Consider the following 18,303-nt stretch of genomic DNA (forward strand, 5'->3'; position numbering starts at 1 on the left):
CTTTCAGAGCGATTCACACTCCGCGTTGCGACTTCTTGCAAGGTCCAGACATTACCGCAAAGTCGCGCCTTGATTGTGAATCGCTCTGAAAGCCAGAGACGATCCAGGAGTTAATCAGAGGCTCCCTAACATTTTTGCCTGCCCGGTTTATAACACAGGCAACCGCAGGCTCAAATAACAAAGGTCAATCAACACTATGGTGAGTTCTACGAAGGTTTACGACGTTTGTCCTGTTTCCTCGGCGGGTAATCCAATCGAAAGTATCGCTCGCATTGATTCATTGGGAGGCCACACCTGACATGCCGATACACAGCGAAGAACGTCAATGCCTGGATGGGGTTATTGGCGTCATTACCCTGGATGCGCCAGCCACAATGAATGCGCTGTCCGAGCAGATGATCGACGCGATGCAGGCCCAGTTGGACCAATGGGAAGACGATGATCGCATTTGCCTAATTCTGATCCAGGGGGCAGGTGAAAAGGCGTTTTGCGCAGGCGGTGATATACGGCAGTTATATCAGGCCTTGAATGGCCCGGAAGCGGAACGCACGGCGGCCCGATTCTTCGGCAAGGAGTATCACCTCGATTATACCCTTCATCGTTTCCCGAAACCGGTTATCGGTTGGGCTCGGCGGGTAGTGATGGGTGGCGGTATGGGCATTCTTGCCGCCTGCCGCTACCGCCTGGTCACCCCGGACCTGATCATGGCTATGCCGGAAGTGGGTATAGGGCTGTTTCCTGACGTCGGGGCCAGTTGGTTTCTGAACCGGCTACCGGAAGGCCTGGGACTTTTTCTGGGCCTGACGGGGGCCCGCCTGAATGCCACTGATGCTCTACGGATCGGATTGGCAGACATAGCTGTGTATGCCAACCAGCAGGAGACCTTGCTGGAAACCTTGCAGTCACAGCGCTGGAGTGGCGAGGTCGCCACCGATGACAATCGCCTCTTCCGGTTACTCAACCGGCTCAGCTCACCACCTCACGAAACTCTGCCGCCAAGTCAGTTGATGCAGCACGAACAGACCATCAGCCGACTATGTGGCGAAGGTGACTTGATCGCCATGGTTGACCGTCTGCAGGCGGAGGCGGTTAACTCGGAATGGTGGCGCACCTGTATGCAGTTCCTCGCTGGAGGCAATCCGGTTTCAGCCTGGCTGCTGCATGAGCAGTTGAAGCGGGGCCGCCAGATGTCGATGAAAGACATTTTCCGAATGGAGCTGGTGATGGCGACCCGGTGCGCCGGACAACCGGATCTTGCCGAAGGTATCCGCGCCCGGCTGATTGACCGGGACCAGGCTCCCAAATGGTCTTACCAGCATATCCGGGAGGTGTCTCGGGAACATGTGGAACTCTACTTTGTGCCGCCGTGGAGTGAGGAGAACGATCCCCTGGCCAATTTATGAGGCCCCTGAACCTCACGTAGCTCTATTATTTCATTACTGTCTTAAGCAGGTCAGCAGCAAGGTATCGGAGGCGATCCTCCGCCTCGCGACGGCCAGCGCTATAACCGGCCGCCTGCAGCTCCGTCCAGTTCCAGGTTTGCAACACAGCCCGGCACCAAAGCAGTGCATCAGCGCGCCCGCGCAGAGCCGCCACCGCGCCGGTTTGCCGTGTTAGCCTTTGCAGCGGCATGAGCGTGAGTTCAAAGCCCCGAGCACCCTCAGTAAAACCCTCAAGCTCCCCGATATCCTCTGGTGTCAAAGGGGGGGGCTCCGGCAACCGGGCGGTCAGCTCTAGCAATAACTCTGGCGCCAGGGAACGCCATACCCGGGGCACCAGCGTTTGCCAGTGCTCACCCAGGCGGGCCTGAATCTGTCCTGCCAGACCAATGCCCGCATTGCTTACGCCACTGAGCATCTGCACTGCAAATTCGCCACTACTGGCTTCCCGCTGCAGCCCCAGACGCATAACGGATAACCCGCATTGCTGCCAGAACGCCAATAAATCGGGGCTCGCACCAAAGCTGGTGCCAACGGCGTCAAGGCCAACGCTTTTCGCGTGGCTATGGGCACGGTCAACCAGTTGCCGCCCCACCCCACGTCGGCGTTCGTGGTCGCTGACCGCTATACGCACAATCCGCCCAATCGACAATGATGCCGCCGCCGCAAAGCCGCTGTGGTTCGCCAGGGACTGCGGCAGCAGATGTCCTCGCACCCGGCGCTTGCCCTTCATTACCTGCTCAGCGAGTGCCTTGGTAAAACCGCCCTCCCGGGTCATCCAGAGCACACCGACAACCTGATTGCCACGCCGTGCCAGCCAGGCCCTGGCTTGGGGATCATCCATCCACTGGCGCAGATCACCCGGCGTGGTGCGGTAATGGGCGTCAACCAATAGTCCGAACGCAGCATCCAGGTCCGCTTCGGACCCATCAACTGGGTTCCATGGTTCAATCCTGCAATCGGCGTTACTTGCATCCGGTTCGGAGCGCCCGGCATGCAACAAGTACAGGCGGCTTACCAGACGTTCCAGCGGATCATCGACCGCCCAGCGAATGGGCTGCTCAAGCCGCAAGGACTTCCAATGGGGGGTTTGTTCGTCCAGCACCTGCCGAAAACGTATGGTAAAGCCCCGACCCGAACCCTCGTAGCCGTGAACCGTTGAAGCAAACACTACCCGGGGCCAGCCCAAAAGCACGTTCTTCAATAACGGGGCGGGAATGGCGGCAGCTTCATCCACCAGTACCAGTTCTGCCGGTGGTTGAATCCGCAGTAGCTCATCCACGGGGTAAAATCTCAAACTACCACCACCAGCGAGGCGAATTTCGTGGTCGGAATCTATGACAAGCTGATCCGGCCCGGCTGACTGACGGGCATGTCGAAACAGGGTAAGAACAGCCTCCGCCGATGGTGCGGTCACAGCAATGTGTTGGCGACCGGCGTTCAATAGCGTAATCGCGGCGATACCCAATGCGGCTGATTTCCCCCGGCCCCGATCGGCGGTTATGACCATCGGCCTGCGGCGTCGACCCTGGCCACACGATACGATCTGCTCGATAGCTCGGCTCTGGTCCGGAGTCTCGGCGATCTGAAACCTGCGGCAAGTGGTTTCCTTTGGCTTCCGGACGGAATGTTGACCGGTCACGGTATTAACGCGAATCACATCCGGGTCTGAGGTTATTATCCCGGCCATCCGCCTGGCGAAGGCATGGGTTTTCGCATCGGTCAGCGCTGTCCGGGCATAATCCGGATCGTCAAAGCGATGCCATTTTGTCAGTGGTGGCATCAGCCAGAACCATAATCCGCCCGCCGTCAGGGAGCCTGTTATTGCCGCCAGGCTATCCGGCGGGTTCCCCTGCCAGCCATCCCATACCAGCAGATCGATTTCCCGGCCCAGCCACTGACGCCCGTTCTGTGGCTTCATATCGATCAAAGAGGGTTGCGGTCGATCCTCACCGGGTCCGCTCCAGACACCCGTGGACCAGGACAACGCTGGCAGGTTCCGCCCCAACCAGGCGAGAGAAGAAACCCGGTTGCCCTCCAGCACCACAAGTTGCCGGTGGCCTGCCTGTTGCAAAGACGCCTGCAACCTTGCCCAATCCAGCGGTTGTGATGGCTCTGACACCGGTATCAGCTCAAGTCGATAGCATGGCGCTTGAGCTCATCCAGCGCGCAATGTTTGAGGGCTTTGAGATGAGTGGACCGAAGCTTGACCTTGGGCGCACTGTCAGCCTCATTGGCTTCCTGCCAGCGCGCAGCACACAGGCACCATGAATCACCATCCTTCAAGCCGGGAAAACCAAATTCCGGCCGCGGGGTGCTCAGATCATTGCCCTGGGCTTTGGAAAAAGCGAGAAAGCGATTTGTGACCACCGAGCAGACCACGTGCAGGCCCGGATCGTCCGGGCCAGTGTTGCAGCAGCCATCGCGATAGAACCCGGTCCTGGGCTCGGAGCCGCAGGACTCGAGTCTCTCGCCCAACACATTAACGGCTTCGGCTTGTGGGTTTGCCATGGGTATTCTCCTGAAGAGGATAGATTCGAGGGTTTGAATTCCGGCCCATTATGGTCGACGGGTTACGGAGACGCCAATTGCCCATTACAATATCGCCATGCCCACAGACCTGCCCGACTTTCTCACCGACGAACAGCACGCCATCATTACCGCCGGCTACGAGCATGCTGTGATTACGGCTGTCGCAGGCAGCGGCAAGACGTCCACCCTGGCCTGGCGTATCCGGTATCTGCTGGAGCAGGGCCATGATCCGGCTCGCATGCTGGTGCTGATGTTCAACCGCAGTGCCCGTAAGGATTTCGAATTCAAGCTAAGGAGCGTCAGCCGGGATACCGGCCTCGCACTGCCGGAAATACGCACCTATCACGCCATGGGACTGCGACTTTATCGCCGCTTTATCAAAGAGGGTTACCTACCGGCCTTTTCCGAGACCATCCTGACTGAACAGGAAATCAACTTTCAGGTCTGGATGCTGACCCGGCGGCTGGCCCCGGAAGACCTGCAGGACGAGATCAAACGCAGCAAGAAAGATTTTGTGGAGACGGCGGCGAATTTTATTGATCGGGTAAAAACAACGCTGTCCCCCGCTGAAATCGTGTTTGAGGAGCAGGGCTTTAACGAGCGCCATCGATACCTGGTCGATCTGTTCCACAGCTTTGAGCAATGGCGTAAATCGGAAAGCCGCATCAGTTTTTCGGACATGCTCTATGAGCCTGTGATGGCAATACATCAGAACCCGCCACTCCAGCGCCTGGTGGGCAATAAAATGGATCTGATCCTGGTGGATGAATATCAGGACACCAATGAAATACAGCATTTGCTTCTGCGGTATGTGGCCGGTGACCGCGCCCGGGTAACGGTGGTCGGTGACCCGGATCAGACCATTTACGAGTTCCGGGGTGCCAAGCCGGAGTTCATCCTCAACCGTTTCAGCGACGAGTTCGAAAGCCCCCTTGAACAGACCCTGAGCTTCACCTTCCGCTACGGCCATCGGGTCGCCCTGCTGGCCAATCACCTGATCAGCCATAATACCGGCCGTAAGGATGTACTTTGCCACTCACACCCGAGCACACCCGCCACTGAGGTGCAGCTTCACGAATGCGCTAACGACAGCGACGCGGTGATCAACCTGCTGGAGCATTCACCACCAGGCGCGCTTGCGGATACTGCAATCCTGTTCCGGGTCTGGAGCCAGAGTGTTCCTATCGAACTGCGCCTGCTCGCCCGGCAGATTCCCTATCGTATCGATGCGGGCAAAGGCGCGCTGTTCAGTCGGGAAGTCGACGCCATAACCGGTCTGCTCCAGGTGGTAACGGGTACGCTCGGACAGACACCGGAGGCCGACCGACAGACCATTGCCCGCCAGTTACTGCGTTTCCCCCATGTAGGTTTGAAAGAGCCGGAACTTAACCATCTTGCCCAGTTCCTGTCCGGTTTTGGGGAGGGTTGGGGCGCGCGCTTGCTGGCGATGGATTTCGACGCACTCTCGCCCATGGCGGGCCGCAAGCTCAGAAAACTGGGCGAGACTCTCACTGCACTCAGTCATTTCCAGGGCAAGGTGTCAGAGCTGATCCGGCAATACGCGGATAAAACCGAACTGTTCGACGGTATTCGCAGCCTTGCTCTGACCCACGAAACCGCTGACGAGCGCATCGATACCATTATCGGATTTCAGTATTATCTGGACAGCCTCAATGTCGGTGCTGAAGACGCCCTGGCCCACCTGCGGACTCTGAAAAATCAGGCCCGGAACAGCCGTGATGAAGGTGTTTTACTTTCCACCATCCACCGCACCAAAGGCCTGGAGTGGCCGGTCGTGATCTTGCCCGGACTGCAGGAGAAATATCTGCCCTACAGTCCGCGACAGGCGGAGGATCACCGTGCCTTCATCGAAAGCGAGCGCCGTCTGTTATATGTCGCCATGACCCGTACCCGGCACCAGCTGCATTTGCTCACCCGTCCAGGGAGTTCCCGTCCTCCGATGGATGCCGACCAGGCGCCCAGCCGGTTCATCGGCGAACTCTGCGTTACGCTGTCCGAGACTCTGGGGCGCTATCTTGATGAGCACAGCGAGGGCAATAGCAATCAACCCCACGACGAACCGAGAGCATTGTCTCTGGATTGCGCGCTCTCTCCGGTCAGCCTTCGCTATGCCGCGCGCGAGGGCCTCCAGTTGCAATCGGAATATGCCGGAAAGACTGCTACAGGTGGTGCACCGCTCTGGGCTCAGCCTCGTCTCAGCCATCCAATTTTTGGCAACGGCGCAGTCGTTGGTGAAGATGAAAGCGCTTTTGAGGTCAGTTTTGACTCCGGGCGAACGCTGAATTTCAGCAAAAAAAGTGCCCATCTTTACTTCAGTCCGTCGGAATAACCGCTTAACGGCATGAAACTTTGGTAATTATTGCTCTGATAACCAAGGAAACCCTGTACGGTCCGCATCCGTTGGCTTAGATTCCCCGTAGATGATGAGTCTTCTAAGCGAAGCGTTTCAATAAAATCATAATGACCCCCAAAAACGACGAACAAACAGGAGGTTCTGCATGAGCATCATGCGCCCACTAGCCGTAGCCACTCTGAGCGCTGCGATAGCATCCCCCGCCCTGGCCCAGGAAAGCACTGACCAGAAACTTTATCTCAATCCGTTTGTGGCTTACCAGTTGTTCGACCACAAGCGTGAACTCAGCGAAACCGGAACCTTCGGTGGCGGCCTGGAATATCGCTTCCAGCCCAACTGGGCCGCTGAATTGGTCTATTCCCGAGCGGATGCTGACCGTAAGAACAATCCCGGCTCCAGCGACTTTGACGAGATCCGCCTGGATGGCCTCTACTACTTCGGTGACTTCAACGAAGCCTGGAACCCATACCTGGCAGCTGGCGCGGGCCATGCTGACTTCGGCGGATCCATTCCCGATCCGCAGACGTCTGGCACCGACCACGATGAAACCCGCGTCAACGTAGGTGGCGGGGTGCGCTATAACGTCAGTGACAACATCTCCCTGCGAGCAGATATTCGCGAATTCCATGGCATTGACGAAAGCACCTTCGATACGGTTGCCTCACTGGGCTTCAGCATCGGCTTCGGACACTCTACTACGCCACCTGCGCCAGAAGACAGTGATGACGACGGCGTGCCCGATAACCGCGACCAGTGCCCAGGCACCGCAGCTGGCGTTTCAGTAGACTCCAACGGCTGCGAGCTGGATGGCGACAATGACGGCGTAGCCGATAGCCGTGATCAATGCCCGGACACCCCGGCTGGCGCTGAGGTGAACAGCCGCGGCTGTGAACTCGACAGTGATAAAGACGGCGTCGTGAACAGCAAAGACCGCTGTCCGAACACCGCTGCCGGTGTCGAAGTGGATGACGAAGGCTGTGAAGGCATTGAAGAAACCGTCGAAACCATCGAGCTGTCTGTCAAATTTCCGCTCGAAAGTGCCGTCATTGGCAATACCTACGACGAGGAAATCCGCCAGGTTGCTGACTTCATGAACGAATATCCCGAAACCTCTGTTGAAATTGCCGGTCATAGTGACTCCACGGGTAAAGCAGAGTACAACCAGAAGCTTTCCCAGGAGCGCGCCCGGGCCGTAGCTGACCGTCTGGTTGATGCGCTTGGCATTGACAGTGACCGCGTTCGCGCTGTGGGCTATGGTGAATCAGAGCCGATGGCCAGCAACGAAACAGATGCAGGCCGTGCCCAGAACCGCCGAGTTGAAGCTCGCATTCAGGTTCGCCGCTGATTCTGAGTGCAAGGTGAAATAGAAGGCGCCTTCGGGCGCCTTTTTTTTGCAGGCCTTTTTACAGGTATTGTTTGCATGGATTGGAGATAAAGATGATCAAGCTATGGTGGTTACCAGCTTGGATGTTCATCCTTGTTTTTTTTATGATTTTATTCTCGATGTCTTTCCCGGTATCCGCCGTCTATCGCTGTGAGACTGCCGACGGCGTGACGTTCTCTGACCAACCCTGTGGGGACAACGCGGAGCGCCTGACCATTCGGGACAATCACATCGGTGGCAGCTTCGGTGATAATCTCCCTACACCCGCTCCTGAAACATCCGATGACCCGGAAAATCAGTCCAAAGCAAAGCCTGTAGAGACGTGCCGCTTTATTAACTCCACCGAGTTGCGCACGTATCTTGCCAGGGATCAGGTGGTCAAAGGTATGACCACAGAGCAGGTTCTAAAGGCCTTTGGCCGTCCACCGGAAACCTATCCTGTGCCACAGGAAACCTGGGTTTATCAGACCGATTACTACGGCAAACTCTACGAGCTTACCTACGTGTACTTCCGGGACGGCTGCGTGGAAAGCGTTGAATATCGAAAACCCTGACTGGTACCCCGCTTCCCACCTAATAATCCTTGCCTCCCGAGACCTTGCACCGGTACGCCGTTCAGGGTTTTAATAGCTTAAAGCATCTGCTTTATATAGCACAGTACATCCCTGCCGCCGGGGATAAATGATGCGATCGCAGGCCCTCTGGAGAAGGCAGGTTATGTCAGCAAACCATTATGACGTCCTTATCATTGGCGCTGGCTTATCGGGCATTGGTGCCGGTTATCACCTGCAAAAACATTGTCCTACCAAGTCCTTCGCCATTCTTGAGGGTCGCGGCGCCATTGGTGGCACCTGGGACCTGTTTCGCTACCCCGGCATTCGCTCTGACTCCGACATGTATACCCTGGGTTACGCCTTCAAGCCCTGGCGAGAAGGCAAAGCCATCGCCGACGGCCCCGCTATCCTGGATTACGTAAGGGCCACCGCGCAGGAATACCATCTGGAGCAGAAAATCCACTTCAATCATCGCGCCTCCCGCTACAGCTGGTCCAGTCGCGATGCCTGCTGGACAGTGGAAACCGACAATACTGCCAACGGCGTCACTGAGCCATTCACCTGCAATTTTTTGCTCAATTGCACTGGCTATTATCGCTACGACGCTGGTTATACCCCGGAGTTCAAAAGGCGTGAGACCTTTCGCGGCGCGATCATCCATCCGCAACACTGGCCGGAGGATCTGGATTATGCAGGCAAACGTGTGGTGGTGATCGGCAGTGGTGCTACGGCGGTGACGCTCGTGCCCGCGATGGCTAAAACCGCCGCCCATGTCACCATGCTTCAGCGGTCACCCAGCTATATTGTCGCCCTGCCTGATGTCGACCCCATCGCGCAAACGCTGAATCGCCTGTTGCCTGCTAAGCTCGCCTACCGGCTTACGCGGTGGAAAAACGCCTCCCTGCAGACACTGTTCTATCAGATTTGCCGCCGCTATCCGGCGCTGATTCGAAACCTGTTGCGCAAGCACCTTAAATCTCAGCTCGGGCCTGGTATCGACGTTGATACTCACTTCAACCCCAGCTACAACCCGTGGGATCAGAGGCTTTGCCTGGTGCCTAACGGCGATCTCTTCCGTTCACTGCGTCGCGGGCACGCCTCCGTGATTACGGACCATATCGAGGGGTTTACCGAGACCGGCATTCGTCTTGCCTCCGGGCGGGAGCTGGAGGCCGATGTCATAGTGACGGCGACCGGGCTCAATTTGGTCGCCCTGGGCGGTGCGGAACTGGTGGTGGATGGTGAGAAGCGGGAGTTACCCAATACCATGAGCTACAAAGGCATGATGCTCAGCGACGTGCCCAACCTTGCGCTGGTGGTGGGTTACACCAATGCCTCCTGGACCCTGAAAGCCGACCTGACCGCCGAATACCTATGCCGGCTGATCAACTTTATGGATCAGCACGACTATGACTACTGCACCCCGAAGGCCGATCCAACGGTGCAGAATGCGCCATTTCTGGACCTTAATTCGGGTTATGTCCAGCGTGCGCTGGACCATCTCCCCAAACAGGGTGACCGGGCACCCTGGAAGCTTTACCAGAACTACCTGCTTGATTTGCTCAAACTCCGGTACGGCCCGGTCACCGACCGCGTGATGACCTTCAGCCGTGTGGTCGAGAGCCCCAAAGCAGCCCAGGATGCGCCCGCCTGAAGAACACCGCTATTCGCTGAACCGACCCGGCCGGAACGCATCCAGTGACAGCGCAGGTTTTTGACCATCAATCACTTCCGCGATCAGGTCGGCGCTGGCGGCGGAAAGCGTCCACCCAAATGTACCGTGGCCAGTATTCAAATAAAGATTGTCGCGCGGGCCCTGGCCGATAATAGGCGGCCCATCTGGAGTCATCGGACGAAAACCAGTCCAGGCAATGCCCGCCGTCATATCCGCTGCACCGGGAAACCGCGATTCCACAGAACGGCGAATCACCTCCAGTCGGCTTTCGTGAATCTGGCGATCAAACCCCGCAAGCTCCACAAAGCCAGTAGCGCGAATGCGATCACCCAGCCGGGTTGAGACGACCTTGAAATGATCATCATGAATGGTGGAGACCGGTGCCCGGGAAGGGTCTGTCAGGGGCGCCGTCAGGGAATAGCCTTTGATCGGGTAAATGGGCAAGCGCAACCCAAGTGCCCGGGTTAACACTGGTGAATCGCAACCGGCGCAGAGTACAAAGGCGTCTGCTTCCAGGCGCTCCTGCCCCGCGGCTCCGGAACGGACATCGACGCCGTGGACACGGTGATGGTCAACGGTCAGACGCTCCACCGTGGTGCTATAGCGGAATTCCACGCCTCGCTTTTCACACGCCACGGCCAATGCCTGTGAAAACAGATGACAGTCACCGGTGCCGTCAGCGTCATATTTCAAAGCGCCATACAAAGGCCCTGTGCCGGTCATGCCGGGTTCTGACTCGCGCACCTGGTCCGGGGTCAGAAGCTGATAGGGTATCCCGAGTTCCCGGAGGACTTTGGCGGCGCCCCCATACTCAGCCATCGCTGCTGGCGTGCTCGCCAGATGCAGCAAGCCAGCGTGGTCGCCGTCAAAATCCAGCGCCAGTTCACGCTCAATGTCGTCAAAACAGGTACGGCTGTGTATCCCGAGGCGTAACATGGCGCGCTTGTTGAGGCCGAATACGCCGGGCGCATAAGCGAACCGGAGCGTCGCGATCATAAACCGCAAAGCCTCGAGCGAAGGCGGTACCTGTAATTTCAGGGGGCCGTCCCGTTGTAGCAGCCAGGGCAGAGCCTTTCTGACCATCGCGGCCGACGCCCAGGGATAAACCACCCCGTAGGAGCGCTGTCCCGCATTGGCTTTGCTGGTCTCGAGCCCGGCACCGGGATGGCGCTCGATCACTGTGACCTGGTGCCCACGACGGTGAAGGGCATAGGCTGTAGTTACGCCGACCACCCCGGCACCTATTACGACAATATGCATGGCATCTCCCTTTTGCCTCTCTCTGAAAAGAATAGTCGCTAAACGTCAGAGTTCATCCTTTATAAGAGAGGTCCCGACTCGATAGGTCAAGGTGAGCTGTGTGGGTAATTGCCGAAAGCCGGTATTATCGCTACTTTGATCTTCTACGCTTCACAGACCGAAATGCGACCAACAGAGGCTATTGGATGTCCCGGAAAACCCCGTTAACTCGTGAAAACTTTGTGGATTTTCAACCAATAACCACCCGCTGGGCGGACAACGACGTCTATGGCCACGTCAATAACGTGACCTACTACGCCTGGTTTGATACGGCGGCCAACCGCTACCTCATCGAGACCGGGGGGCTGGACATTCACAACAGCCCGGTGGTGGCCTATGTGGTGAGTTCCCAGTGTGATTACTTTCAACCGGTGGCCTATCCCGAACGGATCGAAGCCGCATTGAGGGTTACGCACCTCGGGCGCAGTTCTATCAGTTGGGAGATCGGAATTTTCCGGGCTGATGAAGATACTGCCTGCGCCCAGGGCAAACTGGTCCATGTCTTCGTGGATCAGGCCAGCCAGCGCTCTGTCGCGATTCCGGAACCACTTCGTCAGGCCCTGGAGAGGCTGGTGATTTAATTATTAATCCGGGCGTGAGCAAGCGGTCAGGGGTTGCGGCTCCCGCGACGGCGCTGTACCAGCTCAGGCGATGGCTTCAGCAATTCGGCTTCATAAACCACCCAGTCCCCCAGCATGACTCGGGTGGGTGGATACTGATCGTTAGCAACAGGCCGACCGATGGCCTGGGCCTGAACAATCTGGTGAGTATCGGCATCAATATACGAGGTAAAACCTTCAGGGTCCTTGGGAAGCTCGATGTGGAGGCCTTCGAGTGTCGCAATCATAGCATCGGTATTCGAAACGTCCCCAACCATACCAACCGCTTTTGCGATAACCAGTATGCCAGCATAGGCTCCCTGCGCCGAGTAACTTGGATAGCGACCAGACAGGTCGTAAAACGCTTGCACGAACCGCCGATTTCGTTCGGTATCGGGCCAGTTAAGATGATGGCGGGCCGACAGAATCAAACCCGGCGGAGGATTTTCGCCTAACGCGACCAGGGTATCGTAGTTACCACCGGTATCGAAGTTCGCGACCGGCATTTGGTCGAACAGCCCAGTAGTACGCGCCTGTTCAATAAAGGCATTGAAATCGCCGCCCCAAAGCGCTGTTACGAGAATATCCGGCGGCGATTCCAGCAATGACTGGATATAGAGGGTGTAATCCGGTTCGTATAGTTTCGGCCAGTATTGACCTGCAACCTGATACTCCACCCCGAGCATATCCAGCGCTTGCCGCAGGTCCCGCCAGGCTACTCGTCCATATTCATAATCAGGCCCCAGAAAAGCCAGCTTCCGCCAGCCGGTCCTGGCCTGAAGTGCTTTGAGGTAGCGGGCCCCTGCGGCGTGGGAGTACCAGGTATCGCTGGAGACGCGGAAATAGTAACGATGGCCCTCCTCCAGCACACTGCGAGAGCTGGCATGGTCGGTTCCGATCATGATGATACGGCGCTCCCGGGCGACCCGACTGACCGCAAGCCCAACCCCGGAGCTGACCATGCCGCAGAGAATATCGGCCTGATCGGCCTCGATAAAATCCTCTGCCATTCGCACAGCAAATGAAGCTTTGGATCGGGAATCATCGACAATCACCCGAAGTCTGGGGGCATCCGGCTGTTGTGCCAGTTCCGCCAACGCCACCCGAATTCCCGTAATACTGTCACGGCCGTAGCTGGCGGGACGGCCAGTCATCGGATACATGCACGCCACTGTTACGTCGGCTTCGGCGGCTGAGGCCCCAAGTTCAACCCGTCCCACCGGTTCAGCAACGGTGCCGCTTTCGGCAGTCACCAGCGGGCTGATAGCGAACCATAATATGCCCGCCAGATAGCCCCATAGGGTCATGTCGGTTTCTCCTGGTCCAGCCCGAGACGTTGTAAACGACGCTTGAACGCGTGGCGCGATAATCCTAGGAACTCTGCCGCCTTACCCTTGTGCCCACCAGTTTCCGCTAACGCTTCCATCACGATCTGACGCTCGGTTCGTTTCATGCGCTCGCCAAGATAATCCGGGTGCAGATCGTCTCTCTGCATCTCAACGGGCAAATGTGAGGGTTCGATCAACTGCCCCGGGTGGAGAATAGTGAGTCGCTCCACCAGATTTTTGAGCTCCCGGACGTTGCCGGGCCAGGCGTAATGCCGCAGATGTTCCAGGGTTTCCAGGGCGTAATGAATGGGTTGGCAGCGTTCTTCCCGGGCCTGGATGTCGGCAAACTGCTCCAGCATAAGGCCGATATCGTTGCCACGATCACGTAGTGGCGGTATCAGTAATTCAATCACATTAAGCCTGAAAAACAGGTCCTCCCGAAAGCGGCCTTCCCGCACTTCGGTTTCCAGCGGCCGGTTGGTAGCGGCGATGACCCGGGCGTTGGCGGTGCGCGGACGGTTGGAGCCCACCGGCCTGTATGTGCCGTCTTCCAGAAAGTGCAGGAGTTTTGCCTGTAAAGTCAGCGGCAATTCGCCCACTTCGTCGAGAAACAGGGTGCCCCCGTCTGCCAGAGCCACTAATCCAATGCGGGTTTGATGAGCGCCCGTGTAGGCACCTTTTTCCGCACCAAACAGCTCGGCTTCAATCAACTGTTCCGGCAAGGCCGCGCAGTTGATCTCCACAAACGCCTCTGCAGTCCGGGGGCTACTGGAATGAATCGCCCGGGCCACTACCGCCTTACCGGTACCAGATTCCCCTTGCAGCAGAATACGCCCAGCACTGCTGACGGAGACCCGTTGAATGGTCTGCCAGAGCTGTCCCATAGTCTCGCTTTCCCCCACCAGGCCAGAGGCAGACGCTGCCCGGTCACGGTGGTAGTCCAGCTCGCTGCGCATCCGGATACGTTCGATGGTGTTACCGATCAGATGCAGCAATTCGTCGAGGGCGAACGGTTTGGTGAGATAATCGGCCGCTCCCGCTTTGGCCGCCTGAACAGCGGCCCGGGTATCGCCATGGGCAGAAATCATCACCACCGGCAAACCAGGATACTCATGGGCCAGCGCCTCCAGAACTTCCATTCCGCCGATGCCCGGCAGGCGCAGGTCCAGCAGCACGATATCCGGTCGCTCCCGAGCCACCATGGCAAGACCATCCTCGCCGGAATAAGCGCAAACAGCTTCGATATCTGTCTCTTCGAGGGCAAACATCAGCGAACGGACAAAACTCTGCTCGTCATCAATAATCAGTATTCGAGTCGGCATGGTAGTGTTTTTGTAAATTGTTAACATGGTCTGACGCAGGCAGTAGCAAGGTCACGGTGGTGCCCTGGCCCGGTTCACTTTCAATGCTCATATCACCACCGTTCAGCAGAACCAGCTGTCGTGTGATACTGAGCCCCAGGCCAGTTCCCTTAGCGCGAGTGGTAAAAAACGGTTCGGTAACTCGGGGCAGCACCTCTGGCGCTACTCCTATGCCATTATCGGTGACATCGATCCGGATGCGGGCGCCCTCCCGGTGGGCTCGCAGCCTGACCGAACGATCAGCGACTCCGGCGCAGGCGTCAATGGCGTTAGACACCAGATTGACCAGACACTGGGAAACCTGATCGGGGTTGGCGTATAGCACCAGCCTCGAGTCGCCACTGGCCGTGACCACGATATTCAGTTCGCTGGCGCGGCTTGCGGTCATCGCCACCGCCTGTCGAAACGCTCGCCGGACTTCAAAGTGCTCAGGTTCGGCGGATACTGGTCGGCCATAATCCAGCAAATCGCCCACCACCCGGTTAAGACGGTCAATTTCACCTTCCACATCGTGCAGCAACCCTCGGCGTCGAATATCCGCTTCCCTCCGTTCGAGGGCCTGAACTGTCAGTTTGATAGTCGCCAGGGGGTTCCTCACCTCATGGGCCACTCCGGTAGCGAACTCCCCCAATACCGCCATCTTCTCAACCTGAATCGTGCGCTGGATCATTTCGCGTAACCGTTGCGCCATCGCGTTGAAAGCATAGGCTACCTGATCAATTTCGTCCTTGCGCGGGCCGGGAACGTCGAGCTGAAAGTGCAGGTCACCGGAGGAGAAGGCTTCGGCCCCCCGAACCAGGCGGTCGATCCGGCGGCGCAGGCTGCGAGCCAACGCCCAGAACAACAGCACTGTCCCCAATGCCATAAGGCAAGCCAGACCATACATGCCAAGCTGGGCATTTCGTAACGGGCTCAGAATATCCGCGGCGGTGATCACATAGTCAATGTGCCAACCTGGAAACACCTCTGGCCCACGGACCAGGCCCGGAGGTTCACCCGCCACCGGGATACCTGTTGGGTCCAGCAACACACCGCCCGGGGCACGTAGGAAAGGTTTGACAACACCCGCCAGGTTTTCTGTCCGGATCTGTTCGGTGAGCGAAGCTAGTCGCACATGCAGGCCCACCGCGCCCTCAGTGCCTTCATCGAAGAGATAACGCAAGGGCTGTCGAATCAGTAGCCACCCGGGCTGTCCTTCCTCGGGCAGAGCCGGGCCGATCAATTCGGTATTGTTCTTTTTTACCCTCGGCAAGTTAGCCAGTGACCAGTTCTCTTTGCTCCAGTAAGGCGGGCCGGATGCAGCCTGGCCCGCGACCACCTGGACCAGCCGGTCGGTAGCGTCGAAAAACAGAATGCCGTAGAGATCGGGAGAGTCAGCCTCTACCCGGACCAGTTCGTGTACACCCTCCGGCACCGCCTCGGTGTAGGCGAGGTACAACGGTACGGCAGGGTGGCGTGAGAGCGTCTCGAGCTGGTAGATGCGGTTGTCCAGAAACGCACTGAGGCGGTTGGCCGTGGCAGACATCTGGGCTTCAAGGTGCTGCCCCGCGAGGCGTTCGGTGATGGACTCCGCCACGGTCATATGAAGTATGCTGAGCGCCGTCACCGAGCCGATGATCAACGCCAGCGAAAGCAGGGTGTAGCGACCCACCAGACTGAGTTTGGACTTCATAGCGTTGCCTTTAGCACAGAGAGGTTAGCTCAGAGGCAGCATAGCCCAGGTTGATCACAGGTGAATACACACCCTCAGTCCACGACCTCCAGTTCTGACCAGTCGTCGCCTACAGAGGCCAGCAGTTGCACCAGCGCTTTGCTCTTTTTTCGGTAGCCATCGGCGCCCTGCTCCCAGCGCTCCCTGACCGAGCGATGCAACGGGCCGGTTATCATACGGATAGATTCAGGGCGAGCAAGGTAGATGCCCCGGCGCTCATTGTGAAGTTTGTCGGCTTCAGGCTGCTTCGTCAGCCGTGTCTTGACGGCTTTCAGGAGGTGAGACTCAAACTGAAGCCCGACGTCATGCGCCTCACGCATCATCCAGTCCAGCGCCAGGGAGCTCAACCCGTTCTCATCGTAACCACCGCCAACGTCAGAATGCACACCGGCAAACCACACCTGTTCGAGATCCAGTTCCGGCTTAGCGCTCCAAAGCGTGGGCTCGAAGTCCTTGCGGTTCTCATCAATGGATACTGCGTGGCGGGCGTGGCGAACAATTTTACTGGGTTCGGTATCGTGAAACAAAAACTCCCGCTCTCCCAGGTTGCCCCAGAAAGGCACCGGAATACCGAGGGCTCCCACGGTATCCCAGACCCCGACAAACTCGATCGGCGTGATGTCCGCAACGGCATAGCGGCTGCGAAACAGTGTTGGACCCGCCTCATCCGGACTGCTGGCTCGGCTGCGTCTGCGATACAACAGAAACGCTTCGGGAATTCGGGCGCCATGTTCCCGCTTTACCAGCCCGCAATTACGGATAAAACCTGCCAGTGACCGCACTGTGTAGGCGCCCCGGCTGAAACCGAAAAAGAACAACTGATCCTTAGGTTCATAGTTATGCACCAGGAAGCGGTAACAATCCATAATATTCTTGTCGATACCGGCACCGCTGATGCCGCCTGCAATTTTCTTGCGGTCCGTGCCCACCCCCCAGTCATAGAACACCACCTGCTCAATACCATCGGCGGCTATCGGCTTCACTGCCCTGGCCATGTGAATCACGTTCGTGGGATTGTTATTTTCGGGGTCGTTCCAGGTGCCGTCACTGAATATTGCGATGCGCTTCATGTCCTCATGACTCCCTCTGAAACATTGGAAAAGCAACTGCTGACTGCTACTCATTACTTTTCCGATATATTCAAATTAGCACATTATCTGCAAGCCGCCGACGCCGGGTCTATGAGTTCTGGTTATCGCCAATCCTTTTAATAGTTCGAATTTTTATTTGTATATTTCGAGCGCTCGCTCTATTTTGTCAGGTATGACTATAACAAACACATCCCAACTTGAACTGAACGGAAAAACGGCACTTGTCACCGGGGCCAGCGGAGGCCTCGGAGAACACTTTGCCTCGATTCTGGCTGCTGCAGGCGCGAAAGTTATTCTCGCCGGTCGACGGGCAGAACCCCTGGCAAAGCTCGCCAAACGCATCTCCAGCGAGGGGGGCGAGGCACTTACAGTCAGTCTGGACGTGACCAGTTCCACCGGCGTTTCCGAGACTTTTGACCTGATTCAGTCTGAAGGCTGGCTGGCAGACATCGTGGTTTGCAATGCCGGCGTCGCTACCGGGTCCAAGTCTCTCGATACTCGCGAGGAGGACTGGGACAAGGTGCTGGACACCAATCTCAAGGGGTGTTGGCTGGTCGCCAACGAAGCTGCCAAGCGGCTGATTGCCGCCGAAAGACCCGGCAGCATCATCAACATAACCTCCATTCTAAGCCATCGCGTCGCCAGCAATGTGGTGCCCTACACCACTTCTAAGGCTGCGTTGGAGCAGCTGACCCGGGCCTTGGCGCTGGAATGGGCACGCCACAACATTCGGGTAAATGCCCTGGCGCCGGGCTATATCGAAACCGATCTGAACCGGGATTTTTTCGCCACCGAGCCGGGCAAAGCCATGATCAAACGGATTCCCCAGCGCCGCCTGGGCCAACCGGGCGATCTGACCGGCCCGCTGCTGCTACTGGCCTCTGATCTGTCGGCCTACATGACCGGCAGCACCCTGGTTGCCGATGGCGGCCACCTTCAATCGACTTTGTGAGGAT

General features: G+C 57.6%; 14 protein-coding genes. 7 read left to right on the forward strand and 7 right to left on the reverse strand.

Features of this window, described 5'->3' with window-relative positions; all coding sequences use genetic code 11:
• Window positions 1-299 precede the first annotated feature (299 nt).
• Entirely contained in the window at window positions 300-1,403 is a 1,104-nt protein-coding gene (locus WEB64_RS03620) for an enoyl-CoA hydratase/isomerase family protein (RefSeq protein WP_368061722.1), read from the forward strand.
• A 25-nt stretch (window positions 1,404-1,428) separates the two neighbouring features.
• Here WEB64_RS03620 and WEB64_RS03625 read toward each other — a convergent pair whose 3' ends face one another.
• Window positions 1,429-3,561, reverse strand: a complete 2,133-nt coding sequence (locus WEB64_RS03625) for a tRNA(Met) cytidine acetyltransferase TmcA (protein ID WP_368061721.1) — start codon at window positions 3,559-3,561, stop codon at window positions 1,429-1,431.
• Between the two features lie 5 nt (window positions 3,562-3,566).
• Window positions 3,567-3,950, reverse strand: a complete 384-nt coding sequence (locus WEB64_RS03630; RefSeq protein WP_368061720.1) for a DUF2237 family protein — start codon at window positions 3,948-3,950, stop codon at window positions 3,567-3,569.
• 97 nt (window positions 3,951-4,047) lie between these two features.
• Between WEB64_RS03630 and WEB64_RS03635 the strand changes: the two genes are divergently transcribed.
• The 4 genes from WEB64_RS03635 to WEB64_RS03650 all read left to right on the forward strand — a co-directional run bounded on the left by WEB64_RS03635 (window position 4,048) and on the right by WEB64_RS03650 (window position 9,937).
• Window positions 4,048-6,321: an ATP-dependent helicase gene (locus WEB64_RS03635; protein ID WP_368061719.1), complete on the forward strand. Its 2,274-nt coding sequence runs from the start codon at window positions 4,048-4,050 to the stop codon at window positions 6,319-6,321.
• A gap of 169 nt (window positions 6,322-6,490) precedes the next feature.
• Window positions 6,491-7,690 (forward strand): OmpA family protein, encoded by a 1,200-nt coding sequence (locus WEB64_RS03640; protein ID WP_368061718.1) that lies wholly within the window; start codon window positions 6,491-6,493, stop codon window positions 7,688-7,690.
• 143 nt (window positions 7,691-7,833) lie between these two features.
• Window positions 7,834-8,283, forward strand: a complete 450-nt coding sequence (gene bamE / locus WEB64_RS03645) for an outer membrane protein assembly factor BamE (RefSeq protein WP_368061717.1) — start codon at window positions 7,834-7,836, stop codon at window positions 8,281-8,283.
• Between the two features lie 163 nt (window positions 8,284-8,446).
• Entirely contained in the window at window positions 8,447-9,937 is a 1,491-nt protein-coding gene (locus tag WEB64_RS03650) for a flavin-containing monooxygenase (protein ID WP_368061716.1), read from the forward strand.
• Between the two features lie 9 nt (window positions 9,938-9,946).
• On the opposite strand, the gene WEB64_RS03655 is transcribed toward WEB64_RS03650, so the two are convergent.
• Window positions 9,947-11,218, reverse strand: coding sequence for a D-amino acid dehydrogenase (locus WEB64_RS03655; RefSeq protein WP_368061715.1), 1,272 nt, complete (start codon window positions 11,216-11,218; stop codon window positions 9,947-9,949).
• A 185-nt stretch (window positions 11,219-11,403) separates the two neighbouring features.
• Here WEB64_RS03655 and WEB64_RS03660 point away from each other — a divergent pair, with 185 nt between their 5' ends.
• A complete protein-coding gene (locus tag WEB64_RS03660; protein WP_368061714.1) occupies window positions 11,404-11,838 on the forward strand; it encodes an acyl-CoA thioesterase in 435 nt (144 codons plus the stop codon).
• Window positions 11,839-11,864: 26 nt separating this feature from the next.
• Here the strand turns inward: WEB64_RS03660 and WEB64_RS03665 are convergent, their stop codons facing one another.
• The 4 genes from WEB64_RS03665 to WEB64_RS03680 all read right to left on the reverse strand — a co-directional run bounded on the left by WEB64_RS03665 (window position 11,865) and on the right by WEB64_RS03680 (window position 17,326).
• Window positions 11,865-13,163 (reverse strand): ABC transporter substrate-binding protein, encoded by a 1,299-nt coding sequence (locus tag WEB64_RS03665; protein ID WP_368061713.1) that lies wholly within the window; start codon window positions 13,161-13,163, stop codon window positions 11,865-11,867.
• Window positions 13,160-14,506, reverse strand: coding sequence for a sigma-54-dependent transcriptional regulator (locus WEB64_RS03670; protein ID WP_368061712.1), 1,347 nt, complete (start codon window positions 14,504-14,506; stop codon window positions 13,160-13,162). The genes WEB64_RS03665 and WEB64_RS03670 overlap by 4 nt, the downstream gene beginning before the upstream one ends.
• Window positions 14,481-16,217, reverse strand: a complete 1,737-nt coding sequence (locus WEB64_RS03675; RefSeq protein ID WP_368061711.1) for a PAS domain-containing sensor histidine kinase — start codon at window positions 16,215-16,217, stop codon at window positions 14,481-14,483. The genes WEB64_RS03670 and WEB64_RS03675 overlap by 26 nt, the downstream gene beginning before the upstream one ends.
• Window positions 16,218-16,291: 74 nt before the next feature.
• Window positions 16,292-17,326, reverse strand: a complete 1,035-nt coding sequence (locus tag WEB64_RS03680) for a DUF2235 domain-containing protein (protein ID WP_368061710.1) — start codon at window positions 17,324-17,326, stop codon at window positions 16,292-16,294.
• A gap of 193 nt (window positions 17,327-17,519) precedes the next feature.
• Between WEB64_RS03680 and WEB64_RS03685 the strand changes: the two genes are divergently transcribed.
• Window positions 17,520-18,299: an SDR family NAD(P)-dependent oxidoreductase gene (locus tag WEB64_RS03685; RefSeq protein WP_368061709.1), complete on the forward strand. Its 780-nt coding sequence runs from the start codon at window positions 17,520-17,522 to the stop codon at window positions 18,297-18,299.
• The last annotated feature ends 4 nt before the right edge of the window (window positions 18,300-18,303 follow it).

Source organism: Marinobacter sp. (genome assembly GCF_040882185.1).
GTDB lineage: Bacteria > Pseudomonadota > Gammaproteobacteria > Pseudomonadales > Oleiphilaceae > Marinobacter.

Bases quoted from the DNA above. Each gene is read 5' to 3' on its own strand.
- WEB64_RS03685 (WP_368061709.1), top strand. From the start codon at position 17,520: ATGACTATAACAAACACATCCCAACTTGAACTGAACGGAAAAACGGCA.
- WEB64_RS03650 (WP_368061716.1), top strand. From the start codon at position 8,447: ATGTCAGCAAACCATTATGACGTCCTTATCATTGGCGCTGGCTTATCG.
- bamE (WP_368061717.1), top strand. From the start codon at position 7,834: ATGATTTTATTCTCGATGTCTTTCCCGGTATCCGCCGTCTATCGCTGT.
- WEB64_RS03630 (WP_368061720.1), bottom strand. From the start codon at position 3,950: ATGGCAAACCCACAAGCCGAAGCCGTTAATGTGTTGGGCGAGAGACTC.
- WEB64_RS03640 (WP_368061718.1), top strand. From the start codon at position 6,491: ATGAGCATCATGCGCCCACTAGCCGTAGCCACTCTGAGCGCTGCGATA.
- WEB64_RS03680 (WP_368061710.1), bottom strand. From the start codon at position 17,326: ATGAAGCGCATCGCAATATTCAGTGACGGCACCTGGAACGACCCCGAA.
- WEB64_RS03635 (WP_368061719.1), top strand. From the start codon at position 4,048: ATGCCCACAGACCTGCCCGACTTTCTCACCGACGAACAGCACGCCATC.
- WEB64_RS03675 (WP_368061711.1), bottom strand. From the start codon at position 16,217: ATGAAGTCCAAACTCAGTCTGGTGGGTCGCTACACCCTGCTTTCGCTG.
- WEB64_RS03655 (WP_368061715.1), bottom strand. From the start codon at position 11,218: ATGCATATTGTCGTAATAGGTGCCGGGGTGGTCGGCGTAACTACAGCC.
- WEB64_RS03665 (WP_368061713.1), bottom strand. From the start codon at position 13,163: ATGACCCTATGGGGCTATCTGGCGGGCATATTATGGTTCGCTATCAGC.
- WEB64_RS03620 (WP_368061722.1), top strand. From the start codon at position 300: ATGCCGATACACAGCGAAGAACGTCAATGCCTGGATGGGGTTATTGGC.
- WEB64_RS03670 (WP_368061712.1), bottom strand. From the start codon at position 14,506: ATGCCGACTCGAATACTGATTATTGATGACGAGCAGAGTTTTGTCCGT.
- WEB64_RS03660 (WP_368061714.1), top strand. From the start codon at position 11,404: ATGTCCCGGAAAACCCCGTTAACTCGTGAAAACTTTGTGGATTTTCAA.